The sequence below is a fragment of the Mesorhizobium sp. UC74_2 genome (assembly GCF_042701485.1).
Taxonomy (GTDB): domain Bacteria; phylum Pseudomonadota; class Alphaproteobacteria; order Rhizobiales; family Rhizobiaceae; genus Mesorhizobium.
This window is the reverse complement of the sequence record NZ_CP170562.1, coordinates 201,482-227,667: the sequence shown is the minus strand read 5'-3', so window position 1 is coordinate 227,667 and position 26,186 is coordinate 201,482. Positions and strand designations below refer to the sequence as shown.

Below are 26,186 nucleotides of genomic sequence, written 5' to 3'. Positions count from 1 at the left end.
ACCCTAGAACTTTTCCTGCGTATATTTCCTGAGTTCTTCGCGTGCGACCTGGCGACGGTGCACGGCATCGGGTCCGTCGGCCAGCCGCAATGTACGAAGATGCGTCCAGCTACGCGCCAAGGGGGTGTCCTGGCTGATGCCTTGCGCACCATGCATCTGCACCGCCTCGTCGACCACCTTCAGCGCGACCCGCGGCGCGATCACCTTGATCTGGCTGATCCAGGGCGCGGCGGCGCGTGCATCACCCTGATCGATCATCCAGGCTGCCTTGAGGCAGAGCAGCCTCGCCATTTCGATCTCCATCCGGCATTCGGCGATGATATCGAAATTGGCGCCGAGCCTGGCCAGCGGCTGGCCGAACGCCTCGCGACGCATCGAGCGCCTGGACAGAAGCTCGAGTGCCATTTCGGCCTGGCCGATGGCGCGCATGCAGTGATGGATGCGGCCAGGCCCAGCCGGCCCTGGGCGATCTCGAAGCCCCTGCCCTCGCCGAGGATCATGTTGGCGGCCGGCACCCGAACATTGTCGAAGCGCAGATGCATGTGCCCATGCGGGGCATCGTCGTCGCCATAGACCTGCATGGCGCGCACCCTGGCGACACCCGTGCTGTCCGCAGGCACCAGGATCATTGAATGCTGCTTGTGCCTGGGCTCGCCGTCGCCCCCGGTCTTCACCATGACGATGTAGATGGCGCAGCGCGGATCACCGGCACCGGAAGCCCACCATTTCTCACCGTTCAGCAGATAATCGTCGCCGTCGCGTTCGCAACGCATGGAAATGTTGGTGGCATCGGAGGACGCCACGTCCGGTTCCGTCATCAGATAGGCGGAGCGAATCTTGCCGTCGAGCAACGGAGCCAGCCACTTGTCCTTCTGCGCCTGCGAACCATAGCGCTCCAGCACCTCCATATTGCCGGTGTCGGGTGCCGAGCAATTGAAGGTCTCGGCACCGAGATGCGCCTTGCCCATCTCTTCGGCGAGATAGGCGTATTCAACCGTGGTGAGCCCGTAGCCGCGTTCAGAACCGGTCAGCCAGAAATTCCACAGGCCGCGCTCGCGCGCCCTGGATTTCAGCCCTTCGAGGATCTCGGTCTGGCGTCTGGTATAGGCCCAGCGATCGCCGGCCTTGCCGACTTCGGCCAGGAACTCCTCGTCGAGCGGCGTCACCTCGTCACGCACCATCGCGGCGACCTGGGCATGGATCGGCTTCAGCCGTTCGGTCATGCCGAGATTCATGTCAGCCATCATGGGCTCCCTTCCCTGGAGCGTTTCCGCTTTTTACGGAAACTGCAATTTTCGCGGTCATGCGCTGATACCCAACCCGCGCGCAGTGTAGTCGACAACCTGTGCCACGATCGCCTCTATGTCGTGCTCGCTTTCGCCGGGACGCGGCGTGTACCAGAACAGCGGCGAATTCAGCGAGACGAACATCAGCTGTTCGGTGATGCGCGGATCGTCGAAACGCATGTCGCCAGCCTCGCGCGCGGCGACGATCACCTGCCGGAAGATCGCGCCATAGTCGTTGCGGTATTGCATGAGCCGCGCGAATTCCTCGCGCTGTTCCGGCGTGGTCGCGCCACGCAGGTAAAGCTCGACACCTTCCCAGACGACGCGCTGGTAGGACCTGGTCACGATCATCTGGCGCGTGTGCACCGCCGCCATGCGCCGCCAGCGTGCCACCGCCGGTCCGGCAGTGTCGCGCACCGGTTCGATCGCGGCGTAGTTCATGTCCATTCCGGCGCGAAAGACATCGGCGAAGAGGTCTCCCTTCGACGGATAGTGGTGATAGATGCGCCCCTTGGTCGATCCGAGGCTGCGCGCGACATCATCAATGGAACTGGCCGCATAACCTTTGGCCATGAAACAGGCGGCAGCGGCATCGAGGATCGCGGTACGGGAGCCGTCGGCGGCGGTGGCGCCGCCGACGGCCCTGGCCTCCTCTTCCCGCTCCGCCAAGTGCGGTCCCGCTGCCATTGCCCCTCGATTTTTGCCGGCTTTACAAGGGTCGAAGTTCAACATACTACTCGGTATGTTGTCAATCCGAGGACGTGCAAACTCCGATCGGACCGAAGCAGCGGGAGGACCGATGAGCTATCTCGATGAACTGTTCTCGGTGGCGGGCAAGACCGCGCTGGTGACGGGAGCCGCAACCGGTATCGGCCGCATGGCCGCAACCGCTCTGGTACGCGGCGGCGCAACGGTCATGATCGCGTCCCGCAAAGGCGAGGACTGCGTCAAAGTCGCCGATGACTTGAATGCGCTTGGCGCATCCGGCAGGGCGGAAGGCTTCGGCGGCGACGTCTCTTCCGAAGCCGGAATCGCGGCATTGGTTGAAGCCGTGAAGGCACGAACCGACCGGCTGCACATCCTCATCAACAATGCCGGCGTTTCCTGGGGCGCACCACTGGAGAGCTTCCCGTATCACGCCTGGGCAAAGGTATTCGGCGTCAACGTCACCGCCGTCTTCCACCTGACACGTGAACTGCTGCCGCTGATGGAAAAGGCGGCTTCCGATGCCGACCCGGCCCGTGTCATCAATCTGGGTTCGGTGATGGGAACACAACCGCTGGCAGACGATGCCTATTCCTATACGGCCTCCAAGGCCGCGGTTCACCACCTGACCCGAACGCTCGCCATGGAACTTGCCGCCCGACGCATCACCGTCAACGCCTTTGCCCCCGGGCCTTTCCAGAGCCGCATGACAGCCTTTGCCACCGGCACGGAGGAACAAGCCAGGCATGTCGGCGGCCATGTTCCCATCGGCCGCATCGGGCAGCCGGATGACATTGGCGGCGCCACGCTCTATTTGTGCAGCCGGGCTGGCAGCTATGTCACCGGCGCGATCCTGCCGATCGATGGCGGACAATCGGTGCAGCACGGCCTGACCCTGTTCAAGGAATGAAGCCGCGACGGCGCCAGGAGATATCCGTGCAACCCATCAGCCTCGAAATATTGCTCGCCAGTGTCGGCAAGGAAGTCGGCCTATCGCCCTGGCGTGTGGTCACTCAAACCATGATCGACCAGTTCGCCGACGCAACCGACGATCATCAATTCATTCATTGCGATCCGGAGCGCGCCGCGGCGGAAGCGCCGTTCGGCGGCACGATCGCACACGGGTTCCTCACCCTGTCGCTGCTTTCGGCCATGACGTTCGAAACCCTGCCGCCGCTTGCCAAGGGCAAGATGGGTGTCAATCACGGCTTCGACGAAGTCCGGTTCCTGGCTCCGGTCAAAACCGGCGCCCGTATTCGCACCCGTTTCGTGCTGGCCGACGTCAAGGCACGGCCATCCGGCTGGGTACAGACGGCCCATGACGTGACCATCGAGATCGAAGGCTCGTTGAAACCCGCGCTCACCGCGCGCTGGCTGACACTGACCTTCGTCGAACCCGAAGCGCAGGACGCATGACCGACCCGAACACGCTCGATCCGACACTGCTTGCTCCTTACCTGGAGCAGAAAATTCATGGCTTCTCCAAGCTGCGGTCGATCGAGAAGTTCAAGTCGGGCCAGTCCAACCCGACCTATCTGCTGACCGCGGCAAGCGGTCGTTATGTGCTGCGCGCCAAGCCGCCCGGGCAGCTGCTGAAATCGGCTCACCAGGTCGATCGCGAGTTCCGTGTCATGCGGGCACTGGCCGAAACCGACGTGCCGGTGCCACGCATGCTGCATCTGTCCGAAGAGGATTCGCCGATCGGACGCATGTTCTACGTCATGGCCTTTGTCGAAGGCCGCATATTCTGGGATCCGGCCCTGCCCGAGGCCTCGAGCGGACCGGAACGGGCGGCGATCTATGACGCGATGAACGCAACGCTGGCGGCACTCCACAATGTCGACATCAACTCGGTCGGCCTCGCCGACTACGGCAAGCCCGGCAATTATTTCGAACGCCAGCTCGGACGTTGGGCGAGCCAGTATCGCGCCTCCGAAACCGAGCCCAATGCCGAGATGGAGACCCTGATCACCTGGCTGGAGGCGAACAAGCCTGCCGACGACGGGCAACTCGCCCTCGTGCATGGCGACTACCGGCTGGACAATATGATGTTTGCGCAGGCGGGTGCCGATGTCATTGCCGTGCTCGACTGGGAACTGTCGACACTCGGCCATCCCTTTGCCGACATCGCGTATCAGTGCATGCAATGGCGCCTGCCGCATCAATCCGGCTTCAAGGGACTCGGCGGCATCGATCGCGCAACAGCCGGACTGCCGTCGGAACAAGACTATGTCGCTTCCTATTGCCGCCGCCGCGGACTGGACGGCATCGACAACTGGACCTTCCTGCTTGCCTTCTCCTTCTTCCGGCTCGCGGCGATCTGCCAGGGCGTCTACAAACGCTCCCTGGACGGCAACGCTTCCAACCCCGCCAAGGCGAAGACCTATGCCGACGCGGTCAAGCTGCTCGCCCACCTTTCCGTACAACTGATCGAAAAAGGAAAATGACCATGGGCCGTTTCGACGGAGCGACGGTGCTCATCACGGGCGCCACGGGCGGCCTCGGTCAGGGTGCGGCCAAAGGCTTCGCCGCCGAGGGCGCCCGGCTGGTCCTCTCCGATATCGACGGCGATGCACTGCAGCACTTTGCAGCGACCCTCGACACTGAAACGGCAACGCTGGCCGGCAACATCGCCGACGAAACGCTCTCGCAAGCATTGGTCGGGCTTGCTGTCGAACGGTTCGGCAGGCTCGACGTCGCCGTCAACAATGCCGGCATCGCGCAGAGTTTCGTGCGTCTGCCGCAGGTTGCTTCCGATGAGGCGCGCCGCATCCTGGAAATCGACCTGCTCGGCGTTTTCTACGCGATGAAACACCAGATCCCGCAGATGGAACGGCAATTCAAGGCGGGTGGCAAAGGCGGCGCGGTCGTCAACGTCGCCTCCGTGGCGGGACTGGTCGGCGCGCCGAAGCTTTCGGTCTATGCCGCGGCAAAGCACGGCGTCGTCGGCCTCACGAAATCAGCGGCCGCCGAATATGCCACCAAGGGGGTCAGGGTGAATGCCATATGTCCGGCGCATACGCGCACGAAAATGGTCGACGACTTCATAAAACTATCGGGCGCTCCCGAAACATTGGCCCTGTCGGAACTGACGCGCGGCGTGCCTATGAAACGTGTTGGTGAAGTGCCGGAGATCATCGAAGCGATGCTTTTCGCAGCAGATCCCAGAAACACCTTCATGACTGGCCATTCCCTTGCCGTCGATGGTGGCATTGGAGCCATTTGAGTAAGGTCCTGGAAGGCAATTTCCCCAACGATATCTTGCGGATGACTGTACTGAGTATATACTGTCAGCCTGAGGGGAATGGGAGCAAAACAAAAAAGAAAGGCAACAAGATTGCCCCAGAATGCGCAAACACGCCGTGAACAACAAAAGGCGGCATTGCGATCGGAACTCGTGGCCGCGGCTCACAAGCTGGTACAGGAGGAAGGCTACGAAGGTTTGACCATCCGAAAGCTGGCCAAGATGGTCGGCTATGCGCCGATGTCGGTTTATTCCTACTTCGCCGACAAGCAGGACATCCTGTTTGCCCTGGCCGAAGACGCCTTCCAGATACTGGCCAGGCGCATCGAGCAGAATGCTCCCGATGATCCGATCGATGCGCTGCGCGCGGTCATGACCGAGTATGCGGCATTCGGCCTTGGCAATCCGAATGAATACCGCACCGTGTTCATGACCGAGAAGACAAAGCTGCCCGAAGGCCGCTCATTCGAAAAGCTCGACGAGGAAAACCCGGCGATGAAACTGCTCATCGACCGCGTCGAAGCCTGCGTCGCTGCCGGCAAGCTGAAGGGTGATCCCCACGCCATCGCCACCATGTTGTGGGCGACCGGGCACGGTACGATCTCACTGCTGATCACTTTCCCCTTCTACCATTTCGGCGACCAGCAGGCTTTCGTGAAGCGGATGTGCGAGTTCGGGCTGGCGGCCCTGCAAGGCCAGGATATTCCTGCGCTTGGGGATCAGCCTCCCAAGAAGTGCTGAGACGCTCGAGCAATCTCAAGTGTTTCCGCGGTTCCGTAAAAAGCGGAAACGCTCAAGCGGAACAGTCGATATCGCAATGAGCCCGAAGGCTGCGGCCAACTGCGCCGCCGGTATTTCTGGCTTCATATGCAGTGCCAAAGCCAGTCCCGGCACCTGCGACAAACCGCGCCAACCCCCACTCCCCAGGTAGTTTCACCCAGTCTTTTCAATGGCCTGGCGTGGACACACACGCCGCGTCAACGGCGGCATCTACACATTCTCAAAGAAATTTTTCGTACGCGTACAATTTTCTCTTGAACTTTCAGCCTGGCAGGCATACATGTGCGATGCAGCGTACACGTACGGAAATTGAATTCAGATCTTGAACCGGAGAAAGTCGATGAAAACGACAGCTCTTGCCCTCGCCGCCCTGGTTGCCCTTTCGGGCGCCGCCTTCGCTGGCGAAACCGTGAAGACCCATGCCCCCGCCACTCACGCCCAGACCACCGGTAATGTCGACTATTCGTCGACCGGCTCGATTGAACAGGGCAAGACCACCAACGGCCCGCGCCTCGGCGTTGAGGGCAGCCCTTGGACCATGCCGTCAATCCGGTAAGGCATCCCCCCTCCCTTACAAGCTGACGGCAAAAAGGGCGGCTGGTTGACCAGCCGCCCTTTTTCCTTGGATGTGGATCAGCGACGGATGATCGGCCGAAGCAACCTATCGCTTTGGTTTGCCCGGCTTTGCCGGCGCTCCCGAGATGGATGTGTTCGTTACCGCGACCGGATCGCTGGCCGGGAACGTATCTTCCAGCCCCTCTTCCAGTTCTTCTTCGGCATCATGCCCGCTGCGCCGTACATGTTCGAACGAGCGCACCGCATCCGTCTTTGTCGGTTTCGGCGATGCGGCGGATTTGGGTGCACTGGCCATGGATCTTCCCTCTGTTCGGGCAGGAAACGGCACGGCCAGCCTTTTGGTTCCTCGCCTTGCGCGTTCAGACGAACGCGCGGCTCTATGCTGCCGCGTCGCGTGCTGCCTCGGAAAGGAAAGTAAAGACATAGTCCGAGAAGGAGCGCCAGCATTCGACGCGGAAAGCGTCTTCCGCCGTGCGATGGATCACGATCTCGACCTTGCCGAAGATGGTGCGCGAACAGGCCCCGACGGGGAAGACAGCCAATGACAGGTCCTGCGGGCAGCCGGCGCTGAGCGTCGCTTCCGCACCCGGGCCGGTCACCCCGATCGCCACGTTCCTGTGCGAGACGCCGACCGCCGAATGCAACTGCTTGACCTTGGCGCAATCGGCCAGCGGGTCGCCGCCGGCATCATCGATGACCAGCCATTCGTCCGGCCCGAGCCAAAGCGCAAGGCGGCCGCCCTTCGAGGCCGAGCTCTTCGGCTTCTTGGGCAGGGTCAGCCCGAGAGCCTTGGACAAGGCCGCAAGCGAAGCCTCGGGGGCGCGCAGCGAAACACGTTCAGCCGGTTCGAACGCGGTCAGCGTCACATGGGCAGCCGAGGCATTGCGCCCCGCAAGTGCGGGATGGCGCTCCGCCTGGACGATACCGGTTTTCTGGGCAGCCTTAGCCATTGAGGCGCTCTCCCTTTTCGTCGAAGAACACCATGCCGGTGACTTCCACTTCAATCACCTTGTCCGGCATCGGCACATAGAGCGTTTCGCCCATGCGGTCACGTCCGCCGGCAACCAGCCCCAGCGCGATCGAGCGTCCGCAGTTCTCCGACCAGTAGCTCGACGTGACATGGCCGATCATCTTCATCGGGATCGGCTGGTTCGGGTTGTCGACGACCTGTGCGCCTTCCTCCAGAACGATCTTCGGGTCCTTGGTCCTGAGACCGACGAGCTGCTTGCGACCCTTGGCAACGAGGTCAGGCCGCGTCAGGCCACGGATGCCGACGAAGTCGGTCTTCTTCTTGCCGACCGCCCAGTCGAGACCGGCGTCATTCGGCGTGACGGTACCGTCCGTATCCTGGCCGACGATGATGTAACCTTTCTCGGCGCGCAGCACATGCATGGCCTCGGTGCCATAGGCCGCGGCGCCATGCTTCTGCCCCTCGGCCCAAAGGGCCTCCCAGACGGCCTGACCGTAGTCGGCCGGCACATTGACCTCGAAGCCGCGATCGCCGGTGAACGACATGCGGAAAAGTCGGGTCGGAACGCCGCAGATCCTGCCTTCGCGCACCGACATATGCGGCATCGCCTCGTCGGACATGTCGATGCCCTCGACCAGCGGCGCGATGATGTCGCGCGACTTCGGTCCCTGCACCGCGATCACCGCCCATTGTTCGGAAATCGAGGTCAGCCAGACATCGAGATGCGGGAATTCGGTCTGGAGATAGTCTTCCATATGGTTCATGACGCGGGCCGCACCACCGGTCGTCGTCGTCACGTGGAAGCGGTCGGCGGCGAGGCGGCCGACCACGCCATCGTCATAGATGAAGCCGTCCTCACGCAGCATGATGCCATAGCGACAGCGGCCGACTTCCAGCTTCTCCCACGGATTGGTGTAGAGCAGTTCCATGAATTTGGCGGCATCGGGCCCGACCACTTCGATCTTGCCGAGCGTGGAAGCGTCGAAAAGGCCCGCCGTCTTGCGCACCGCGACACATTCGCGGTTGACGGCCGCGTGCATGTCTTCCCCGGCGCGCGGGAAATACCAGGCGCGTTTCCATTGCCCGACATCCTCGAACACCGCGCCATGCTTTTCGGCCCAGCCATACATCGGCGTGCGGCGTGTCGGATCGAACAGCGGCCCGCGTGCGTGCGAGATGATGGCGCCGAAGGTGACCGGCGTGTAGGGCGCACGGAACGTGGTGAGGCCTACTTCCGGAATGGCCTTGCCCAGCATGTCGGCAGCGATCGCCAGGCCGTGCATGTTGGAGGTCTTGCCCTGGTCGGTAGCCATGCCGTTGGTGGTGAAGCGCTTGACATGTTCGATCGAACGCATGCCTTCGCGCACCGCCTGGCGGATATCCTTGGCGGTGACGTCGTTCTGGAAATCGACGAAGGCCTTCACCGTGGTATCCGGGCCTGCGCCCGGAGCGGAGCCCAGCATGCCGCGCGACCAGATTTCGTCGGCATCGACCTTCGGTTTGCCCGCCTTGGCGGCCTTGCCCCCGGTCTCCTTCGCGGCCTTGGCGCCTGCAGCGTAGGCCTCGTCGATCGAAGCCGCGAGGCCGTCGGTGCCGTTGCAGGCGCCGACCGACACGCAATCCTGCGCATAGGTGCCGGGCACGAAACGCTTGTCTTCGTTGAAGGCGACCTTGCCGCGCGATTGCGAGAACAGATGCACCGACGGCGTCCAGCCCGCCGACATCAGCAACGCGTCGATGGCAATCGTGCGCTCGCCGCCACCATTCTTCGGCTGCACGGTCATGGACGAGACGCGCAACTTGCCGCCGACGCGCGTGACCGCGCGGCCGTCATGGATCTCGATGCCGGCGGCGCGCGCCTGGTCGATCAGCGCACCGGAAGGATTGTCGCGCAGATCGACGATGGCCGCGATATTGACGCCGGCCTTCTTCAGGTCGATCGCCGCGGCATAGGCGGAATCGTTCGCCGTATAGACGCCGACATTGCGGCCGACCGCGACACCATAATGGTTGAGATAGGTTCGCGCAGCGGATGCCAGCATCACGCCCGGACGATCATTGTCGGCGAACACCATGTGGCGCTCGATCGCGCCGGTGGCAAGCACCACCCGCTTGGCGCGCACCTGCCACAGCCGCTCACGCGGCACGTCGTGACCGGGATCCGCCTGATGGTCGCTGACGCGCTCCACCAGTCCGATGAAGTTCTGCGCATAATAGCCGAAAGCCGTCGTGCGCGGCAGCACCCGCACATTGCCCATGCCTTTCAGCCTGGCCACGACACCCTGTGCCCAGTCCCAGCCACCCTGGCCTTCGATGCGTGCACCGCTTTCGAAGCGCAACGCGCCGCCGAATTCGGACTGCTCGTCGGCGACGATCACACGCACGCCGGTTTCCGCCGCCGCGAGCGCGGCAGCAAGCCCGGCAGCGCCGCCGCCCAGCACCAGCACGTCGCAATGCGCGAAGCGGGACGAATAGTGGTCGGGGTCCGGCTGGTCCGGCGCCACGCCGAGGCCGGCGGCCGAGCGGATGTTCGGTTCGTAGAGGTTCTTCCACGCCGATTTCGGCCACATGAAGGTCTTGTAGTAGAAGCCCGCCGAAAAGAACGGCGAAGCAACGTCGTTGACCGCACCCACATCGAAGGACAGCGATGGCCAGCGGTTCTGCGACCTGGCCGACAGCCCGTCATAGAGCTCCTGCACCGTGGCACGCACGTTGGGCGTCTTGCGGGCGCCGTCGCGTGCGATTTCCACCAGCGCGTTCGGCTCCTCCGCTCCTGCGGACAGGAAACCGCGCGGCCGGTGGTATTTGAACGAGCGGCCGACCAGATGCACGCCATTGGCCAGCAGCGCGGAAGCCAGCGTGTCGCCCTCGACACCGGTATAGGCCTTGCCATCGAAGGTGAAGCGGGCGGTCCTGGCGGGTGTCAACCGGCCGGCATTGCTGATGCGAAAGGCACCGCTCATTTGGAAACTCCGGGCAGCTTGGAAGGCTTCGGCTCGCCGGCCTTGTAGGTCATCACGAACTTGTCGCTGACGGTGTCGCGCACCGCGTTGAAGAAACGGGCGCAGCCATGCACGTGCCGCCAGCGCTCGTAGATGATCCCCTTGGGGTTTGCGCGGATGAAGAAGAACTTTTCGAAATCGTCGTCGCTGACGGCGGCGATATCGGTCGGGCGCGCGATGTGCGCCTCGCCGGCGTTGCGGAATTCGAGTTCCGGACGCTCTTCCTCGCAATAGGGGCAGCGGATGAGAAGCATTGTCTTGATCCTAGAGTTCGCCGTCGCCGATGCGCGCGCCTTGCGGCTGGTCGCAAAGTTTCTCGCCGAGTGTTTCGAAAGGCGCGACGCGTTTGATCAGCGTCTCCACCGAGTCCGCCGGTGCAAAAAGGTCGCGATTGGCCATGTTGAGCAAGGTGAGCTGGAACGGGTCGGTCGTAACGATGACGACCCGTGGATCCTTTGCGTTGCCTTCGCCGGGCGATACGAGTTTCTCGACAAAGGAAACCGTCCTGTGGCCGGCACTCCATACGCAACCGAGGTAGCCGGACGGGACCGAAAAAGGCCAATCGTCCTCATGGGCGGCCCGGCTGACTTCCTGCAGCCGGACTTCGCTTGCGTCGGGCAGATGGAACATGCCCTTCTCGCCGGTCAGCACGAAGGGTGCAGCAAGAGCCATGGTTGCCGCCAGCGTCTGCATCAGTGCGCCACGGCAGCAGCTGCCGCCTCGTCGATCAGACGCCCATTGCGGAAACGCTCGATCGTGAAGGGCGCGTTGATCGGATGCGGTTCATCGCGTGCGATCGTGTGGGCAAAGACATGGCCCGAACCCGGCGTCGCCTTGAAGCCTCCCGTGCCCCAGCCGCAATTGACATAGAGCCCCTTGACCGGGGTCTTGGCCAGGATCGGCGAACGATCCGGCGTCACGTCGACGATGCCGCCCCACGAGCGCAGCATCTTCATGCGCGTGAACATCGGGAACATCTCGCAGATCGCATCCAGCGTGTGGGTGAGAATATGCAATCCACCGGTCTGCGAATAGGAAACGTACTGGTCGGTACCGGCGCCGATCACCAGTTCGCCCTTGTCGGACTGGGAGATGTAGGCATGCACCGTGTTGGACATGACCACGCAGGGGAACACCGGCTTCACCGGCTCCGAGACAAGGGCCTGCAGCGGATAGCTTTCCAGCGGCATGCGCACATCGGCCATCTGCATGATCACCGAGGAGTGGCCGGCTGCGACCACGCCGACCTTGCGTGCGCCGATGAAACCCTTCGAGGTCTCGACACCGGTCACCGCACCGCTGGCGTCGCGCCGGATGCCGGTGACCTCGCAATTCTGGATGATGTCGACGCCGCGCGCCGCCGCTCCACGGGCATAACCCCAGGCAACCGCGTCATGACGGGCAGTGCCACCGCGCCGCTGCAGCGTGGCGCCCACCACCGGATAGCGTGCGTTGCGCGAGATGTTGAGCGGCGGGCAGTAGGCCTTGGCTTCTTCCGGCGTCAGCCATTCATTGTCGATGCCGTTGAGGCGGTTGGCATGGACATGGCGCTTCAGCACCTGGATGTCGTGTACGTTGTGCGCCAGCATCATCACGCCGCGCGCCGAGTACATGACGTTGTAGTTGAGATCCTGCGAAAGCCCATCCCACAGCTTCACCGCGTGGTCGTAGATGCCCGCGCTCTCGTCGTAGAGATAATTGGAGCGGATGATGGTGGTGTTGCGGCCGGTGTTGCCGCCGCCGAGCCAGCCCTTCTCGATCACGCCGACATTGGTGATGCCGTGTTCCTTGGCCAGATAGTAGGCTGTCGCCAGGCCGTGCCCGCCGGCGCCGACGATAATGACGTCGTAGCTCTTCTTCGGCTCCGGCGAAGGCCATTGCTCTTCCCAGCCCTTGTGGCCACGCATGGCCTCGCGGGCGATGGCGAATACTGAATATTTCTTCACGTTACCTAGCCTCGCGGATGGCAGTCGGGGGTCCGATGCGCGAGGAGTATCACTAGCGAAACCTTGCAGCCATCCTTGCACCATTTGCGACGGCAATTGCCGTTTTGCGCCGTGTCGTTCCCCGATCCGCCAAGCGGGTTTCGGGTGGTTCGCCTTTCGCCGATCTGCGAGCAAGCGCCATCCACTTATCGGAAAGGAACAAAACCATGCTCGCACTGACCAACAAGGTCGCCATCGTCACCGGCGCCTCCTCCGGCATCGGTCGTGCCACCGCGCTGCTTTTCGCCAGGGAAGGCGCCAGGATCGTTGCCGCCGCGCGCCGCGAGGCTGAACTTGATGCCCTGGTCACCGAGATCGCCGAGGAAGGTGGCGAGGCAGTCGCTCTTGCCGGCGACGTCAACGACGAAGCCTATGCCAGGACCCTGGTGGAGCTGGCGCAGGGCCGCTTCGGCGGACTGGACATCGCCTTCAACAATGCCGGTGCCGTCGGCCCGATGGGACCGGTGCCGGAAATGCCGCGCCAGACCTGGGAGAACGTGCTCGACACCAATCTGACCAGCGCCTTCCTCGCCGCCAAGCATCAGATCCCCGCGCTTCTGGCACGCGGCAACGGTTCGCTGATCTTCACATCGAGCTTCGTCGGCGTCACCGCCGGCATGCCCGGCATGGCCGCCTATGCCGCCGCCAAGGCCGGCCTGGTGGGACTCACCCAGGTCCTTGCCGCCGAATATGGCCGCGAAGGCATCCGCGTGAACGCGCTGCTGCCCGGCGGCACCGATACACCCGCTGCAACCTTCAAGACCGCCGACGAACGCGCCTTCGTTGAAGGCCTGCATGCCCTGAAACGCATCGCGCGGCCGGAGGAAATCGCCCGCTCGGCTCTCTATCTGGCTTCGGATGCCTCTTCCTTCACCACCGGCACGGCGCTGTTCGCCGATGGTGGCGTCTCGATCAACCGCACCTGAACAGGGAGCGACGAGGAGCGACGAAACGCCCGGATGCAATCGCGACTGTTTGAATTGACGGCTGCACCCGGGCGCTTCATTCTGGCTGTATTGGCGGCAATGAAAGGCGCGACGCGGCAAAAACCGCGAAAGCCCGACAAGCAACTGTGGACATTCAGTCCTGATTCTGCTATCAGCCGCCGGAATTCGTGGTGGAAGCCGCCGCGGAGGCTTGTGGCTATTGCCGCTTGCCTATTGATTTCAAAGTGAAAGACAGGATCGCCCGTGCAGGTACTCGTCCGCGACAACAACGTTGATCAGGCGCTTCGCGCGCTCAAGAAGAAAATGCAGCGCGAAGGCATCTTCCGTGAAATGAAGATGCGCGGTCACTACGAGAAGCCGTCCGAGAAGCGTGCGCGTGAAAAGGCCGAGGCCGTGCGCCGCGCCCGCAAGCTGGCTCGCAAGCGCGCCCAGCGCGAAGGCCTGCTGCCCTCGACCCCGCGCCCGGCTCCGACCGGCGCCGGTGCAGCGCGCGCTCCGCGCTAAACCTGCCTTCACCCATCCTTTTCGAAGGATCGCCAAGGTGGCGCGATGTAAATCGCCGCCACCTTTTTGTTTGACGCAAGCGGATATTTGTATAACGCAGGACGGCGGGACAGGGGCCGGAGCGATCGCCTGCGATGCCGGGCGTCGATGTTGAGGATGCGGCAGCCGATGCATGTTTTGACCACGGAGCGCAAAAACTCCTTGAATGGTTTTGTCTTGAGCGCCGCCCTGATGGCGGGCCTGGCGCTGGCCGGCTGCCAGTCGACCCCGACAGGCGAACTCAATGCGATCGACAAGGCCCAGGGATCGAGCCAGAACATCTCTTCGCTGTCTTCGGTCGTTGACCGCAACCCACGCGATCCGGAAGCCTACAACGTGCGCGGTTCGGCCTACGGTCGCGGCGGCAACTACCAGGCTGCGCTGAAGGATTTCGACACCGCGATCCAGTTGAAGCCCGATTTCTACCAGGCCTATTCGAACCGCGCGCTGATCTACCGTTTCATCGGTGACCAGCAGAAGGCACTGGCCGACTACAATCGTTCCATCCAGATCAACGCGAATTACGATGCTGCCTATATCGGTCGCGGCAACCTGTACCGCAAAGCCGGCCGCACCCAGGATGCCTTCAACGACTTCCAGAAGGCGATCCAGCTCGATACGACCGATGCCCGCGCCTATCACAACCGCGGCCTGATCTATCAGAGCCAGGGCCAGCATACTTTCGCCATCGAGGATTTCTCGACCGCGATCTCGCTGTCGCCGGAAGCTTCCGAGCCCTACAACGGCCGCGGCCTGTCCTATCTGGCGCTCAACCAGGACGACAACGCCTTCGCGGATTTCAACATGGCCATCAAGCTTGACGGCAAGAATGCCGAAGCCTGGACAAACCAGGGGCTCATCTACGAGCGCAAGGGCGAAAAGGCCAAGGCAATCAAATCCTACAAGGAAGCGGCCCGACTGGCGCCAACCTATCAGCCGGCGCGTGACGGCCTGTCGCGCGTGGGCGGGGTCTAAGCCACAAAATTCATCCATTTGTGCCGGCGCGCGTCTGAACGGACGCGTTTGAACCGTGGCCAATCGGCAACGGCAGGTAGCGCATCTTAACCACGCGACAACTCGACCACGATTGCGCCACCATCGCGCCACGGTTTTGAGGGAACGGTCTTGGCATTAGGCCGTTGTCCGGCATGAACTACAGAAGGATCGCCACCATGAAGAAACTTGCTTGTTTAGCCGCCCTGGCCATGACGACTGTTGCCGCGCCGGCGAGCGCCGGCAAGGTCGAACTTGGCGTTCTCGACTGCGTCATCGACGGCGGCCAGTCTTATATCGTCGCCTCCAACAAGGGCGTCACCTGCACCTACCGTCCTTACAACAGCCGCAAGTCCGAGCTCTATACCGGGGTCATCTCCAAGCTCGGCGTCGACCTCGGCATGACCCACCAGGGTCAACTGTCCTGGGCGGTCCTGGCCGCCTCGAGCAGCTATGATTCCGGCGCCCTTGCCGGCAAGTATTTCGGCGTCAACGCCGAGGCCAGCGTGGTGACCGGCGGCGGCCTCAACGTACTGGTCGGCGGTTTCGACAATTCCTATGCGCTGCAGCCACTCTCGGTGCAGGCACAGACCGGCCTCAATGTCGCGGCCGCGGTGACGTCACTGGAATTGCAGCATTCGTTGAAATAGGCTGGGTTTCGGTCCCGGAGCGTTTCCGTTTTTCACGGAAACGCTCTAACTCTTTGTTTTCACGCAATTCCGGACGGGAAACCGTTACGCACGCTTCCTGGAATTGCTTTGGCGCGGGGCGTCTTGCGCCCCGCCAAGACGAATATCAGAACGCCCGCACCCGATCGCCCAGCACCCGGCGCGCTTCTTCATACTTCGCACGAGCATCGACAATATCCTTGTCCAATTGCTCCAGCGCTCGTTCCTGATCCAGCATCTTCTGCGCATAAAGGCGCGCGAGATCCGATCCTTCGGGCGCGGCGCCGATATTCTCACGAATGCGTTCCTGATCGGCGGTGATTCCGTCACGGCGCTCCTGCCGGCTCGCCAATGCCAGACTTGCCTCGTCGCTCGCCTTGGCCGCTTCCGCAATCGCGGCAAGTCGTGCCTTGCTTTCGGCATCAAGCTCCGTGCTGGCGATCAGCGCGAGGATGCGCTCGGCGGTCAGTTCCTGAATGGCGACGGTCTCGACGACAGGCCGCTCCATCACCACCGGAAATTCCCTGGTCTTGCCAGGCTCAACCTCAAAACGCATCCGGTAGGCGGAACCGGCCAGCGTCGCTTCCTCGGCTTTCGGCTGCACCAGACGCCAGTCCTGGGCGCGCGGCTGCTCGATCACCATGCGCCTCGCCTCGGCGGCGATGTTCTTGACGCGGTAGAGCGTTGTCTCGCGCAGCTTGCTTTCGATCTGCAATGCGCCATCGACCGACTTGACCTTGGTAACGGACGAGGCCGTCCGGTTTTCGCGGTCGACAAGGATCTTCTGCTCCGCACCGAAACCGACAAGGCGGGAATCGCCCGCCGGCAGAAGCGGAAATTGCGCTTCACCCGAAAACAGCGGACCCGCGTCGGTCGCCTCGTAGATGGTGGCCGATCCGGCGGGCAGCGACGTCGTTCCATCATTCTTGAGGGTCATCCCCTGCCAGGGATTGCGCCCGCCGCCCTGATACCAGGACACGGCTTCCGCCGGCACTTTCTGATCGACAAACGGTATGGTCAGGCTTTCACCGGATCCGACGCTGACCGGAATCGACAGCGTGAAGCTGGCGCCGGCAGCGTTCTCTTCCGTCGATGCCGGCGGCGCGGTCTCGGACTGCTGGACCATCTCGTCCTGAACAGCTTCTATTTTCCTGCTGCGCATTATCTGCTTCTGTTCCGGCGCTGCGGGTACAGCCATTTCGGCATAGCCGGCCCCACCGAGCGCGACCTGCCCCTGATCGGTTCGCGGCAAGGCAGCCTGACTCACCGGCGGCGCGATGGTCTGGCGCGAAACATAATAGGGATCGTAGAGCGCCTGGCGGAAAGTGACAGGCGCGGCCGACGACAGTGTCACCGCAACATCCTTCCAGGCATCGCCGGTCATGTTCTCCAGCACCACCCAACCTTGCAGTTGTGCCTTGTCTTCACCGGCTTTCGGCAGGGTCAGACGGTACGCGGTTTTCCAGACAGGCGCTTCAGCAACATAGCCGATGCGCACGGTGCGTTGCGCACCGTCCGCCAGATGGATGGAGATGTCGCGCCCGGAGCGATCCTGTGCGCTGCGCAGCGCGGTCAGCGCGCCGGAAACCTGCTCGCCCAGACGCGCATCGGCAAACTCAAGACCTTGCGCATCTTCAAGAACAAACTGATCCATCGAAGCGCCGGAAAACACCCAGACGCGTGTCCGCGTGATTGTCCGGCCGTCCTTGTCGATGACCTGCTCCGGCTGGATGCTGGCAATACGGCCGGCAATGCTGCGCGGCGCCGCGACCTTGATCTCCGCACCCTTAAGCGCCGTCATCAGGGATGGCATGCTGTCCAGATCCGATCGGGAGAATGGCAGCGCGTTGAAGGCTTCGTCGGCACCGGCCTTGCCCGGCAGCGTGGCCGAACCCGTGCCGGCGGGATCGAGGATGATCATGCTCTTGAGAATATCGTCGACCTGGTCGAGCCGCGATCGCAGAGTGAGCGTCTCCTTGCCGGTGACCGTCGCTTCATATTCGAAATAACCGACGCCCCCGGTGCCGAGGACCGCCCGTTTGAGCACAAGATCGGCGGAATGAGCAGGGGCAGTCATCGCGGTTGCTCCAAGCAGAATGAGGGTGAAAAGACGCATCGAGGACCTCGTTTCATCAGATTCGGCGACGCTGCAGACTATTCGTGGCGATGTGATGAACGAAAGACAGATCTCCGGCAACAGGCAGGGTGCGGTCGGGACTCCGCTGGCGAACTGCAAAAATAACGCTTGCATTCAACCGCGCTTGAGGTTTTACAAGTAACTACTTGGAAAATTAAAACGCCGGTCGTAGCTGGCGATTTCGGACGAAAGCGCATGGCACAGGACAAGGCGAACCGGGTGGATTGGCGTGCATTGTGGGCCAGCGGAGACCTCGCGCGCTTCTGCTTCATTTCGCTGGGCATCCTGCTGCACGCCACCAACGAGACGATGGTGGCGACCATCATGCCTGCGATGGTGGGCGATCTGTCCGGCGTGCAACTGGTCGGCTGGTCGCTGGCGATCTACGAGCTCGGCGCCATCGTTGCAGGCGCAGCAGCGGGCCGCATGGTCAGCTATGTCGCGCTGCGCAGCAATGTCATGGTCGCCGCCCTGTTCTATTCGACTGGCGCGCTGATCTGTGCGACCGCGCCATCCATGCAGGCCTTCCTCGCCGGCCGCCTCATCGAAGGCCTCGGCGGCGGTGCACTGGTTTCGCTTGCCTTTGTCTCGGTCGAGCGGTTGTTTCCGCGCGCGATCTGGCCGCAACTCTTCGGCCTGATGTCGGCGATCTGGGGCGTCGCGGCCTTCAGCGGCCCTATGATCGGTGCATTGATGGCCGAATTGCTTTCCTGGCGCTGGGCCTTTGGTGTTTTTGTCATTGGTGGCGTGGTGATGGCCACGGCGAGCCTTGTTGTGCTGAACACACCGGAAGCACGACGCACGCAAAGCGGCGACACAGCGCTACCGCCCTTTCCGGCCTTGCCGCTGGCCTGCCTGGCGGTCAGCGTGATCCTGATCGCTTCGGCCGGGATCGATGTCGCGCTGCTGCGCTCCAGCCTGCTGCTCGGCCTGGGACTTGGCGGGCTGGCCTTGTTTTTCCGGATCGATGCGCTGAAGCCGCAATCCAGGCTGTTTCCGGCAAACCTGTTCTCATGGCGCACGCCGGTCGGCAGCGGCATGACGATGATCGCTGCGTTCTCGGTGGCCACCTGCTCCTTCACGGTCTACGGACCATTGATCCTGACCAATCTGCACGGCATCCCGATGCTGACCACGGGCTACATCATCGCCGCGGAATCGATCGCCTGGTCGATCCTGTCGATCCTCGTAGCCAACGCACCACCTGAGCGCGAGCGGACCATCATCGTCTGCGGCGCATCGATGATCGCCGCCGGCATTGCCGGCTTCGCCTATGCGGTCCCGCACGGCTCGATCCCGCTCATCCTGTTCTGCGCGTTGCTGCAAGGCGGCGGCTTCGGCATCGCCTGGCCTTTCGTGACGCGAATGATCGTCGCTTCCGCGCCCGCCAGCGAACAGACCATCGCATCGTCGGCGGTGCCGACCATGCAGCGCATCGGCTATGCGGTGGGTGCCGCAAGTGCCGGCATTGTCGCCAACGCCAGCGGCTTTTCGGAAGGTCTCAACCGGGCAGCGGCAGCAAATGCGGGGATCTGGCTGTTCCTGGCCTTCGTGCCGCTCGGCCTGCTCGGCGCCATCGCGGCATACAGACTCTTCTCGGTACCGGGACGGCCGCGACAGCCACAGGAAGCCTGAGACCGGTCAGACTGCCTTGAGGCGTTCTGCGATCAGCTCCGCCAGACGCGAGGCGACCTCCGCCTTGGTGAGTTCGGGCCATTCCTCGACGCCGCCCCTGGAAACGATACGGACGCGGTTGCGGTCACCGCCCATCACACCGGCAGGGCCGACACCGCTGTCGTGCGAGACATCGTTGGCGACAATGAAGTCGGCGCCTTTCCTGCTCAGCTTGGCCTCGGCGTTCTTCTGGATATCCTGGGTCTCGGCGGCAAAGCCGACCACCAGCCGGGGCCGCTTCGCATGGTGCCCGACACCGGCCAGGATATCGGGATTCTCCACCATCTGCAGCGCGGGTGGTCCCTCGCCCGCCACTTTCTTGATCTTCTCGCCGGCGGAATTCGCCGTCCGCCAATCGGCAACAGCCGCCACGAACACCGCCGCGTCAGCCGGTAGCAGCTGTTCGACGGCGGCCTGCATCTGACGCGCCGTCTCCACATGTATCGTCGCCACACCGGCAGGATCGGCGACCGTCACCGGACCGGAGACCAGATGGACATCGGCCCCGAGCTTTGCGAGCGCGCCGGCCAGCGCATGACCTTGTTTGCCCGACGAGCGGTTGGCAATGTAGCGCACGGGATCGATCGGCTCATGCGTCGGACCGGACGTTATGATGATCTTCCTGCCGGCCAGCGGTTTCGGCAGATCGTCGAACCGTGCCTCGATCGCCGCGACGATCTCCAGCGGCTCGGCCATGCGGCCCTCACCGGCTTCACCGCTTTCGGCCATCTCGCCCCTGGCCGGGCCGACAAATGCCACGCCGTCCTTGATAAGCGTGGCATGATTGCGCCGCGTCGCCGGATGCGCCCACATCCTGGGGTTCATCGCCGGCGCCATCAGCACCTGCTTGTCGGTGGCAAGCAGCACCGTCGAAGCAAGGTCGTTGGCGTGGCCGTTGGCGAGCTTGGCCATCAGATCGGCCGTGGCCGGCGCCACGACGATCAAATCGGCCTCACGCGAAAGCCTGATGTGGCCGACATCGTGCTCGTCCTGCCGGTCGAACAGATCGGTGAAGACATGATCCGCCGAAAGCGCACCGACGGAAAGCTGGGTGACGAATTCCTGCGCTGCCGAAGTCATCACGCAACGCACGGCAGCGCCGCGCTCGCGCAGGCGGCGGATCAGATCAAGCGACTTGTAGGCCGCGATACCGCCGCCGATGACAAGAAGGATACGCTTTCCGGAAAGGGTCATGCTTTGCTCTCAACAGCAGTGCTGTCAGATTAGCTTCCAGGCAATGAAGATCAAGGTCAGCGCGATCACCCACAGCGCCACGCGCCCGGAGCGCGTGTGACGCGCCTCGGCCTTGCCGATCGCCTTTGCGGTGGCGTCGTCGAAGCGCAGGCCGTGTTCGGCCATCAGGTCGATCTCGCGCGACAGCCGCTCCGCGCGCGCAGCAAGATCCGGCGCCTGCCGGGCCAGCGAAACCAGCGCGCCGACGCCCTCGCGCGCATCGTCCAGCATGCCGCGCGGACCGAGATTGGAGCGGATCCAGTCGCCCACCACCGGCTCGGCCGTCTTCCACATGTTGAACGCCGGGTCGAGCGTGCGGGCGACGCCTTCCACCACCACCATCGTCTTCTGCAGCAAAACCAGTTCCGGCCGCGTCTGCATGTCGAACAGTTCCGTCACCTCGAACAGCAGCGTCAGCAGCTTGGCCATCGAAATGGTCTCCGCCGGCTGGCCATGGATCGGCTCGCCGATGGCACGGATCGCCTGCGCGAAGGCGGCGACATCATGTTTGTGCGGCACATAGCCGGCCTCGAAATGCACCTCTGCCACGCGCAGGTAGTTTCGGGTGATGAAGCCGTACAGGATCTCGGCCAGGAAGCGCCGCTCCTTCTTGCCGAGACGGCCTGCAATGCCGAGATCGACCGCGACGATGGTGCCGTCGGCTTCCACGAACAGATTGCCCGGATGCATGTCGGCATGGAAGAAGCCGTCGCGCAGCGTGTGGCGCAGGAAGGACTGGATCAGGTTGGCGGCGATCGCCTTGAGATCGTGGCCGGCCTCGGCGAGACCGGCGATATCGTTCATCTTGATGCCGTCGACCCACTCCATGGTAAGCACGTCGCGGCCGGTACGCTCCCAGTCGACGGCCGGCACGCGGAAGCCGGGATCGGCCTTGGTGTTTTCGCCAAGTTCCGAAAGGGCCGCCCCCTCGAGCCGCAGGTCCATTTCGATCTTGGTGGTCTGGGCAAGCGTTTCGGTGACTTCGACCGGACGCAGGCGCCGCGACGACGGGATGTATTTTTCCTGCAGGCGCGCGGCCAGGAAATAGCTTTCGAGATCGTGATGGAAGCGCTTGCGCACGCCCGGCCGGATCACCTTGACCGCAACCTTGGTCGGAATGCCGTCGCGCAGCACTTCGGCCTCGTGCACCTGCGCGATCGAGGCCGCGGCAACCGGCTCCTCCAGGCGGGCATACAGGTCGGATACCCGCCGGCCGAGCGAGGACTCGATCGCCGCCACGGCCTGCGATTGAGGGAACGTGCCCATCTTGTCCTGCAGCAGGGCGAGATCGAGCGCGATGTCGTTGCCGACCACGTCCGGCCGCGTCGCCAGGAACTGGCCGAGCTTGACGTAGGACGGGCCCAGCCGCGCCACGGCATGCGCCATGCGATCGCTTCGGCCTTCGCGCAAGGCCCGACGGCGCGTGAACAGCCTGGCCATCCGCCAGCCGAACTTCGGCATTCCAGTCAGCTGGTCGCCAGGGATTGCCGCGACGACACCCTCGCGCACCAGCACCCAGCCGGCCCGAACGAGCCGGAACGCCGCTCCGACGGAACTCATGAACGCACCCGCTTCAAAGCTTCCAGCCCGAATGGGCGGCGGCGATACCACCAGTATAGTTGCGGAAGCTGACGCGCCCGAAGCCGGCCTTGCCGATCATCGCCGCGAAATTCTGCTGGTTCGGGAATTTGGCGATGGATTCGACCAGGTAGGCATAGGGTTCGCCATCGCCGGTCACCGCCTTGCCGATCTTCGGAATGGCGTTGAACGACCAGGCTTCATAGACCTTGTCGAGCAGCGGCATCTCCACTTCGGAGAATTCAAGGCACAGGAAGCGTCCGCCGGGCTTGAGCACCCGGAAGGCTTCGCTCAGGGCCACTTCGATGCGCGGCACATTGCGGATGCCGAAGGCGATCGTGTAGGCGTCGAAGGAACTGTCGGCGAAAGGCAGGTCCTCGGCATTGGCCTCGACGAAATCGATGTTCGCGGCCAATCCGCGCTTTTCCGCGCGCTCGCGGCCGACGCCCAGCATCGAACCGTTGATGTCGAGTACGGTCGCCTGGGCCTGGCCGTGGCTGGCATCGATGATTCGAAAAGCGATGTCGCCGGTGCCGCCGGCCACGTCCAGCACCCTCCAGTCCGATCGCTTCGGCGGGTTGAGCCAGGCAACCATGGCATCCTTCCACAGGCGGTGCATGCCGGCCGACATCAGGTCGTTCATCAGGTCGTAGCGTTTGGCGACCTTGTGGAACACTTCGTTGACCAGCGGCTGCTTCTCGCCGCTTCCGACCTGCCGGAAGCCGTAGGAGGTCTCCATGCCTCCGGTCGCGGTGGTTCTCTCAACAGACATCTTTTTCATCCGCCATAAAATCGGCCGGACCATAGCCGATCGCAGTAGGCGACGCTATTGTCAAAGGCGCGGTGTTCGGCCGCGCCGGACGGCCCCGTTCACAGGAATGCCTCATGGTCTTGAAAGCCGAATTGCACTGCCACATCGAAGGCGCGGCAGCCCCGGAGCTCGTTGTGCGGCAGGCACGGAAATACGGCAAGGACCCATCTCCCTTCATCCGTGACGGTTCCTTCGTCTGGCACGATTTCACCTCCTTTCTCGCCGCCTACGACTTTTCCGCCGACCTTTTCCGCACGGAAGAGGACTATGCGCTGCTGGCCGAGCACTATCTGACCAGCCTGGCGCGCGACGGCGCCATCTATTCGGAAGTCTTCACCTCCCCGGACCATGCCGTACGCGCCGGCCTGTCGCCCAAGGCCTATACCGACGCACTCGGGGAAGGCATGACGCGCGCCAGGGCCAAGACCGGCATCGAAGGGCGCATGATCGTCACCGGCGTGCGGCATGTCGGCGTCGAGTCGATCGAGAAGGCCGCCCGCTTCGCCGCCCGATGCGGACATCCGCTGGTCACCGGCTTCGGTGTTGCCGGCGACGAGCGCATGGGTGATTTCGAGGATTATGTCCGCGCCTTCGAGATCGCGCGCGAAGCCGGTCTCGGCATCACCATCCATGCCGGCGAACTGATGGGCTGGGAAAGCGTGCAGGCCGCACTCGACCACATCCGCCCCACCCGCATCGGCCACGGCGTCCGCGCGATCGAGAACCCGGACCTCGTGCGCCGCATCGCCGATGAAGGCGTGGTGCTGGAATGCTGCCCCGGATCCAACATCGCACTCAAGGTGTTCGAGAGCTTTGCCGACCATCCCTTCCCGGCGCTGAAGGCGGCCGGCTGCAAGGTGACGCTGAATTCCGACGATCCGCCCTATTTCTGGACGTCGCTGAAACGCGAATACGATATCGCAGCCGAACAGTTCGGCCTGAACGACAAGGCGCTGACGGCAGTGACGCGCGCGGCGATCGAGGCGGCTTTCGTCGACAAGAAGACTCGGGCTGGTCTCCTGGCAAGACTCGGGAAATCATAGAGGCCGCATCGAGCCCCCCGGATAGCCATGGAACAATTTCAGAAACTCTATACCGCGATGGAGAAATTTGATCCGTCGAACGGTGCCGTATGGCATAATTACATAGAATGGTCAGGCTTGCCTCAACTCACGGAAGTCGTCGGCCTGGATGGAATGCTGAATGAAATTGTACTTGCGGAGGTAAAGGACATTTATTGGGAAAAAATCGTGAACGAAGACTTTATGTTACATTTTTTCACCGATCCGGACTTCATGCTCTCCCAAATAGATGACGTTCGAAACCTGAATATCATTGGCACCATTAAAGCACCGGCGGAAGATGTGAGCAGCTTTGCGTGGGACGGTTTCACATTCTGCGGCTATGAATTGCTCGACCAGGATCACGACATCAGTGCCTTGACCAACTGCGGCGGTTTCCCGGACGTTTTTCGGAATGACGAACTCTCAAGCCAGGGACTTATCCTGGATTTCGAGCGCGCAACCCAAATTCAACACGACTTGAAACGACTGCACCCTGAAGAACATCATGCGGACTGCAACATCTGGGCGATCTTCAGAAAGCTGGGCTAGCTGCACGAAAATCGGCCATCGGTCGTCAATGACCCGAGTTCCGGGGAACTATCCCCGGCAAATGTTCGTCAGATGACTCCACAAGGCCAACGACGTTCACTATTCATTGGGAAGCTTGTCCTGTGCCGGAGTTGTTCATGAAGGGCGTAACCGTCGTCGACCATCCGCTTGTCCAGCACAAGCTGACCATCATGCGCAACAAGGAGACGTCGACGGCGTCGTTCCGGCGGCTGCTGCGCGAGATCTCGCTGCTGCTCGGCTACGAGGTCACACGCAACCTGGAACTCACCAAGACCACCATCGAGACGCCGATGGAGACGATGGAAGCCCCCACGCTCGAAGGCAAGAAGCTGGTCTTCGCCTCCGTGCTGCGCGCCGGAAACGGTTTGCTGGAAGGCCTGCTCGACCTCGTACCTGCCGCCCGCGTCGCCCATATCGGCCTCTACCGCGATCACGACACGCTGGAAGCAGTGGAATATTTCTTCAAGGCACCGAGCGATCTTGCCGACCGTCTGATCATCGTGGTGGACCCGATGCTGGCCACCGCCAATTCGGCAATCGCGGCGATCGACAAGCTGAAGGAACGCGGTGCGACCAACATCCTTTTCCTGTGCCTGCTCGCCGCTCCTGAAGGCATCGAACGTTTCACCGCAGCTCACCCGGACGTGCCGGTCTACACCGCCTCCATCGACCGCGCGCTCAACGAGAAGGGCTATATATTGCCTGGCCTGGGTGATGCCGGCGATCGCATGTTCGGCACGAAATAGGCTTTTAACCTTTTGTTTACGCATTCGCGTGGTTTCAGGGCCAATAAGGCCCGAAATTAAAGTGCCGGATACCAAGGCTGCCTAGGATCACCCCGAGTGGGGGCGTTCTGATGCTGCGTAAACTGGTCATTCTGGGCGTTTTTGCCGGCGGCACGGCGGCAATCCCTTCCGTTTTCCAATCGAACCCCGATCTGCTCAACACCCTATTCGGCAGGGGCGGCGACGTATCTGCCACGGCAGTGAACCTGCCGGGCAGTTCAGGCACGGCCGGACAGGCCGCTCAGCAACCGCTCGGCCGCAAGGTGCTGATCAAGGCCGATGCCACCGGTCATTTCCGCTCACCCTTCAAGATCAACGGCAGGCAGGTTGACGCACTCATCGATACGGGTGCGACGCTGGTGGCGCTGAACACCTCGACGGCGCGGCGTGTCGGGCTTTCGATCAGCCCGTCCGATTTCACCCAGCAGGTCTCGACGGCGAATGGCCCGGTCAAGGTAGCGGTGGTGCGGCTTGCGAGTCTCCAGGTCGGCAAGATCGCGCTGGACAACATAGACGCCGTCGTCATCGACGACAGGGCACTCAGCACCAACCTGATCGGCATGAGCTTCCTGAGCCGCCTCGGCAAATACGCGGTCGAGGATGGCGAACTGCTGATGGTGCAATGATACCGCCGA

The 26,186-nt window shown here is 62.8% G+C and carries 26 protein-coding genes and 1 pseudogene; 15 read left to right on the top strand and 12 right to left on the bottom strand.

The window, feature by feature from the left end; translation table 11 throughout:
• Nucleotides 1–3: 3 nt before the first annotated feature.
• Together ACFJIU_RS01175 and ACFJIU_RS01170 are read right to left on the bottom strand one after the other, a co-directional pair.
• Nucleotides 4–1,244 (bottom strand): annotated as a pseudogene (locus ACFJIU_RS01175) (acyl-CoA dehydrogenase family protein).
• 57 nt (nucleotides 1,245–1,301) lie between these two features.
• Nucleotides 1,302–1,973, bottom strand: a complete 672-nt coding sequence (locus ACFJIU_RS01170; protein WP_379066785.1) for a TetR/AcrR family transcriptional regulator — start codon at nucleotides 1,971–1,973, stop codon at nucleotides 1,302–1,304.
• A gap of 112 nt (nucleotides 1,974–2,085) precedes the next feature.
• Between ACFJIU_RS01170 and ACFJIU_RS01165 the strand changes: the two genes are divergently transcribed.
• The 6 genes from ACFJIU_RS01165 to ACFJIU_RS01140 all read left to right on the top strand — a co-directional run bounded on the left by ACFJIU_RS01165 (nucleotide 2,086) and on the right by ACFJIU_RS01140 (nucleotide 6,571).
• On the top strand, nucleotides 2,086–2,901 hold the full coding sequence (locus tag ACFJIU_RS01165) for an SDR family oxidoreductase (protein ID WP_379066783.1): 816 nt from the start codon (nucleotides 2,086–2,088) through the stop codon (nucleotides 2,899–2,901).
• Complete coding sequence (locus ACFJIU_RS01160; RefSeq protein WP_379066782.1) at nucleotides 2,898–3,407, top strand: MaoC family dehydratase; 510 nt, start codon at nucleotides 2,898–2,900, stop codon at nucleotides 3,405–3,407. Before ACFJIU_RS01165 ends, ACFJIU_RS01160 begins: the two co-directional genes overlap by 4 nt.
• Entirely contained in the window at nucleotides 3,404–4,438 is a 1,035-nt protein-coding gene (locus tag ACFJIU_RS01155; protein ID WP_379066780.1) for a phosphotransferase family protein, read from the top strand. The genes ACFJIU_RS01160 and ACFJIU_RS01155 overlap by 4 nt, the downstream gene beginning before the upstream one ends.
• A gap of 2 nt (nucleotides 4,439–4,440) precedes the next feature.
• On the top strand, nucleotides 4,441–5,217 hold the full coding sequence (locus ACFJIU_RS01150; RefSeq protein WP_379066778.1) for an SDR family NAD(P)-dependent oxidoreductase: 777 nt from the start codon (nucleotides 4,441–4,443) through the stop codon (nucleotides 5,215–5,217).
• Nucleotides 5,218–5,328: 111 nt separating this feature from the next.
• Nucleotides 5,329–5,976 carry a TetR/AcrR family transcriptional regulator gene (locus ACFJIU_RS01145; protein WP_379066776.1) on the top strand — a complete coding sequence of 216 codons (648 nt, stop codon included), beginning with the start codon at nucleotides 5,329–5,331 and terminating at the stop codon, nucleotides 5,974–5,976.
• A 379-nt stretch (nucleotides 5,977–6,355) separates the two neighbouring features.
• Nucleotides 6,356–6,571, top strand: a complete 216-nt coding sequence (locus ACFJIU_RS01140) for a DUF680 domain-containing protein (RefSeq protein ID WP_379066774.1) — start codon at nucleotides 6,356–6,358, stop codon at nucleotides 6,569–6,571.
• Nucleotides 6,572–6,676: 105 nt separating this feature from the next.
• On the opposite strand, the gene ACFJIU_RS01135 is transcribed toward ACFJIU_RS01140, so the two are convergent.
• The 6 genes from ACFJIU_RS01135 to ACFJIU_RS01110 all read right to left on the bottom strand — a co-directional run bounded on the left by ACFJIU_RS01135 (nucleotide 6,677) and on the right by ACFJIU_RS01110 (nucleotide 12,509).
• Entirely contained in the window at nucleotides 6,677–6,886 is a 210-nt protein-coding gene (locus tag ACFJIU_RS01135) for a hypothetical protein (protein ID WP_379066772.1), read from the bottom strand.
• Between the two features lie 82 nt (nucleotides 6,887–6,968).
• A complete protein-coding gene (locus ACFJIU_RS01130) occupies nucleotides 6,969–7,541 on the bottom strand; it encodes a sarcosine oxidase subunit gamma (RefSeq protein ID WP_379066770.1) in 573 nt (190 codons plus the stop codon).
• Complete coding sequence (locus tag ACFJIU_RS01125) at nucleotides 7,534–10,524, bottom strand: sarcosine oxidase subunit alpha (protein ID WP_379066768.1); 2,991 nt, start codon at nucleotides 10,522–10,524, stop codon at nucleotides 7,534–7,536. The genes ACFJIU_RS01130 and ACFJIU_RS01125 overlap by 8 nt, the downstream gene beginning before the upstream one ends.
• Nucleotides 10,521–10,817: a sarcosine oxidase subunit delta gene (locus ACFJIU_RS01120; RefSeq protein ID WP_379066766.1), complete on the bottom strand. Its 297-nt coding sequence runs from the start codon at nucleotides 10,815–10,817 to the stop codon at nucleotides 10,521–10,523. Before ACFJIU_RS01120 ends, ACFJIU_RS01125 begins: the two co-directional genes overlap by 4 nt.
• A gap of 10 nt (nucleotides 10,818–10,827) precedes the next feature.
• Complete coding sequence (locus ACFJIU_RS01115) at nucleotides 10,828–11,256, bottom strand: hypothetical protein (RefSeq protein ID WP_379066764.1); 429 nt, start codon at nucleotides 11,254–11,256, stop codon at nucleotides 10,828–10,830.
• On the bottom strand, nucleotides 11,256–12,509 hold the full coding sequence (locus ACFJIU_RS01110; RefSeq protein WP_379066762.1) for a sarcosine oxidase subunit beta: 1,254 nt from the start codon (nucleotides 12,507–12,509) through the stop codon (nucleotides 11,256–11,258). Before ACFJIU_RS01110 ends, ACFJIU_RS01115 begins: the two co-directional genes overlap by 1 nt.
• Before the next feature lie 206 nt (nucleotides 12,510–12,715).
• Here ACFJIU_RS01110 and ACFJIU_RS01105 point away from each other — a divergent pair, with 206 nt between their 5' ends.
• From ACFJIU_RS01105 to ACFJIU_RS01090, 4 genes are all read left to right on the top strand, one after another.
• Nucleotides 12,716–13,474 (top strand): SDR family oxidoreductase, encoded by a 759-nt coding sequence (locus tag ACFJIU_RS01105; RefSeq protein WP_379066760.1) that lies wholly within the window; start codon nucleotides 12,716–12,718, stop codon nucleotides 13,472–13,474.
• Between the two features lie 264 nt (nucleotides 13,475–13,738).
• Entirely contained in the window at nucleotides 13,739–13,999 is a 261-nt protein-coding gene (gene rpsU / locus ACFJIU_RS01100) for a 30S ribosomal protein S21 (protein ID WP_129413398.1), read from the top strand.
• A 168-nt stretch (nucleotides 14,000–14,167) separates the two neighbouring features.
• Entirely contained in the window at nucleotides 14,168–15,013 is an 846-nt protein-coding gene (locus ACFJIU_RS01095) for a tetratricopeptide repeat protein (protein ID WP_379066758.1), read from the top strand.
• A gap of 197 nt (nucleotides 15,014–15,210) precedes the next feature.
• Entirely contained in the window at nucleotides 15,211–15,681 is a 471-nt protein-coding gene (locus ACFJIU_RS01090) for a DUF992 domain-containing protein (protein ID WP_129413396.1), read from the top strand.
• A gap of 145 nt (nucleotides 15,682–15,826) precedes the next feature.
• Here ACFJIU_RS01090 and ACFJIU_RS01085 read toward each other — a convergent pair whose 3' ends face one another.
• Complete coding sequence (locus ACFJIU_RS01085) at nucleotides 15,827–17,776, bottom strand: DUF4139 domain-containing protein (RefSeq protein ID WP_379066756.1); 1,950 nt, start codon at nucleotides 17,774–17,776, stop codon at nucleotides 15,827–15,829.
• A 255-nt stretch (nucleotides 17,777–18,031) separates the two neighbouring features.
• On the opposite strand from ACFJIU_RS01085, the gene ACFJIU_RS01080 reads away from it, so the two are divergent.
• Nucleotides 18,032–19,471 carry an MFS transporter gene (locus ACFJIU_RS01080; protein WP_379066754.1) on the top strand — a complete coding sequence of 480 codons (1,440 nt, stop codon included), beginning with the start codon at nucleotides 18,032–18,034 and terminating at the stop codon, nucleotides 19,469–19,471.
• Nucleotides 19,472–19,477: 6 nt separating this feature from the next.
• Here ACFJIU_RS01080 and coaBC read toward each other — a convergent pair whose 3' ends face one another.
• Genes coaBC through ubiE form a run of 3 tightly spaced genes read right to left on the bottom strand, consistent with a single transcriptional unit; the run spans nucleotide 19,478 to nucleotide 23,093 of the window.
• The gene (gene coaBC / locus ACFJIU_RS01075) at nucleotides 19,478–20,704 is read right to left on the bottom strand and encodes a bifunctional phosphopantothenoylcysteine decarboxylase/phosphopantothenate--cysteine ligase CoaBC (RefSeq protein WP_379066752.1); all 1,227 of its coding nucleotides are present in this window, start codon (nucleotides 20,702–20,704) and stop codon (nucleotides 19,478–19,480) included.
• 24 nt (nucleotides 20,705–20,728) lie between these two features.
• Nucleotides 20,729–22,303 carry a 2-polyprenylphenol 6-hydroxylase gene (ubiB, locus tag ACFJIU_RS01070; RefSeq protein WP_379066750.1) on the bottom strand — a complete coding sequence of 525 codons (1,575 nt, stop codon included), beginning with the start codon at nucleotides 22,301–22,303 and terminating at the stop codon, nucleotides 20,729–20,731.
• A gap of 13 nt (nucleotides 22,304–22,316) precedes the next feature.
• Nucleotides 22,317–23,093, bottom strand: coding sequence for a bifunctional demethylmenaquinone methyltransferase/2-methoxy-6-polyprenyl-1,4-benzoquinol methylase UbiE (gene ubiE / locus ACFJIU_RS01065; RefSeq protein WP_379066748.1), 777 nt, complete (start codon nucleotides 23,091–23,093; stop codon nucleotides 22,317–22,319).
• Between the two features lie 113 nt (nucleotides 23,094–23,206).
• Here ubiE and ACFJIU_RS01060 point away from each other — a divergent pair, with 113 nt between their 5' ends.
• The 4 genes from ACFJIU_RS01060 (at nucleotide 23,207) to ACFJIU_RS01045 (ending at nucleotide 26,177) form a co-directional block, all read left to right on the top strand.
• Entirely contained in the window at nucleotides 23,207–24,175 is a 969-nt protein-coding gene (locus ACFJIU_RS01060; protein ID WP_379066746.1) for an adenosine deaminase, read from the top strand.
• 27 nt (nucleotides 24,176–24,202) lie between these two features.
• A complete protein-coding gene (locus ACFJIU_RS01055; RefSeq protein WP_379066744.1) occupies nucleotides 24,203–24,745 on the top strand; it encodes a hypothetical protein in 543 nt (180 codons plus the stop codon).
• A 137-nt stretch (nucleotides 24,746–24,882) separates the two neighbouring features.
• Entirely contained in the window at nucleotides 24,883–25,512 is a 630-nt protein-coding gene (gene upp, locus ACFJIU_RS01050) for a uracil phosphoribosyltransferase (protein WP_379066742.1), read from the top strand.
• A 110-nt stretch (nucleotides 25,513–25,622) separates the two neighbouring features.
• The gene (locus ACFJIU_RS01045; protein WP_379066740.1) at nucleotides 25,623–26,177 is read left to right on the top strand and encodes a TIGR02281 family clan AA aspartic protease; all 555 of its coding nucleotides are present in this window, start codon (nucleotides 25,623–25,625) and stop codon (nucleotides 26,175–26,177) included.
• Nucleotides 26,178–26,186: the final 9 nt, after the last annotated feature.

Coding starts and splice junctions, on each gene's coding strand:
- ACFJIU_RS01055 (WP_379066744.1), top strand. CDS start 24,203: ATGGAACAATTTCAGAAACTCTATACCGCGATGGAGAAATTTGATCCG.
- upp (WP_379066742.1), top strand. CDS start 24,883: ATGAAGGGCGTAACCGTCGTCGACCATCCGCTTGTCCAGCACAAGCTG.
- ACFJIU_RS01135 (WP_379066772.1), bottom strand. CDS start 6,886: ATGGCCAGTGCACCCAAATCCGCCGCATCGCCGAAACCGACAAAGACG.
- ACFJIU_RS01170 (WP_379066785.1), bottom strand. CDS start 1,973: ATGGCAGCGGGACCGCACTTGGCGGAGCGGGAAGAGGAGGCCAGGGCC.
- ACFJIU_RS01155 (WP_379066780.1), top strand. CDS start 3,404: ATGACCGACCCGAACACGCTCGATCCGACACTGCTTGCTCCTTACCTG.
- ubiE (WP_379066748.1), bottom strand. CDS start 23,093: ATGTCTGTTGAGAGAACCACCGCGACCGGAGGCATGGAGACCTCCTAC.
- coaBC (WP_379066752.1), bottom strand. CDS start 20,704: ATGACCCTTTCCGGAAAGCGTATCCTTCTTGTCATCGGCGGCGGTATC.
- ACFJIU_RS01060 (WP_379066746.1), top strand. CDS start 23,207: ATGGTCTTGAAAGCCGAATTGCACTGCCACATCGAAGGCGCGGCAGCC.
- ubiB (WP_379066750.1), bottom strand. CDS start 22,303: ATGAGTTCCGTCGGAGCGGCGTTCCGGCTCGTTCGGGCCGGCTGGGTG.
- ACFJIU_RS01105 (WP_379066760.1), top strand. CDS start 12,716: ATGCTCGCACTGACCAACAAGGTCGCCATCGTCACCGGCGCCTCCTCC.
- ACFJIU_RS01140 (WP_379066774.1), top strand. CDS start 6,356: ATGAAAACGACAGCTCTTGCCCTCGCCGCCCTGGTTGCCCTTTCGGGC.
- ACFJIU_RS01120 (WP_379066766.1), bottom strand. CDS start 10,817: ATGCTTCTCATCCGCTGCCCCTATTGCGAGGAAGAGCGTCCGGAACTC.
- ACFJIU_RS01150 (WP_379066778.1), top strand. CDS start 4,441: ATGGGCCGTTTCGACGGAGCGACGGTGCTCATCACGGGCGCCACGGGC.
- ACFJIU_RS01160 (WP_379066782.1), top strand. CDS start 2,898: ATGAAGCCGCGACGGCGCCAGGAGATATCCGTGCAACCCATCAGCCTC.
- ACFJIU_RS01090 (WP_129413396.1), top strand. CDS start 15,211: ATGAAGAAACTTGCTTGTTTAGCCGCCCTGGCCATGACGACTGTTGCC.
- ACFJIU_RS01085 (WP_379066756.1), bottom strand. CDS start 17,776: ATGACTGCCCCTGCTCATTCCGCCGATCTTGTGCTCAAACGGGCGGTC.
- ACFJIU_RS01165 (WP_379066783.1), top strand. CDS start 2,086: ATGAGCTATCTCGATGAACTGTTCTCGGTGGCGGGCAAGACCGCGCTG.
- ACFJIU_RS01080 (WP_379066754.1), top strand. CDS start 18,032: ATGGCACAGGACAAGGCGAACCGGGTGGATTGGCGTGCATTGTGGGCC.
- ACFJIU_RS01045 (WP_379066740.1), top strand. CDS start 25,623: ATGCTGCGTAAACTGGTCATTCTGGGCGTTTTTGCCGGCGGCACGGCG.
- ACFJIU_RS01130 (WP_379066770.1), bottom strand. CDS start 7,541: ATGGCTAAGGCTGCCCAGAAAACCGGTATCGTCCAGGCGGAGCGCCAT.
- ACFJIU_RS01095 (WP_379066758.1), top strand. CDS start 14,168: ATGCATGTTTTGACCACGGAGCGCAAAAACTCCTTGAATGGTTTTGTC.
- ACFJIU_RS01125 (WP_379066768.1), bottom strand. CDS start 10,524: ATGAGCGGTGCCTTTCGCATCAGCAATGCCGGCCGGTTGACACCCGCC.
- ACFJIU_RS01115 (WP_379066764.1), bottom strand. CDS start 11,256: ATGCAGACGCTGGCGGCAACCATGGCTCTTGCTGCACCCTTCGTGCTG.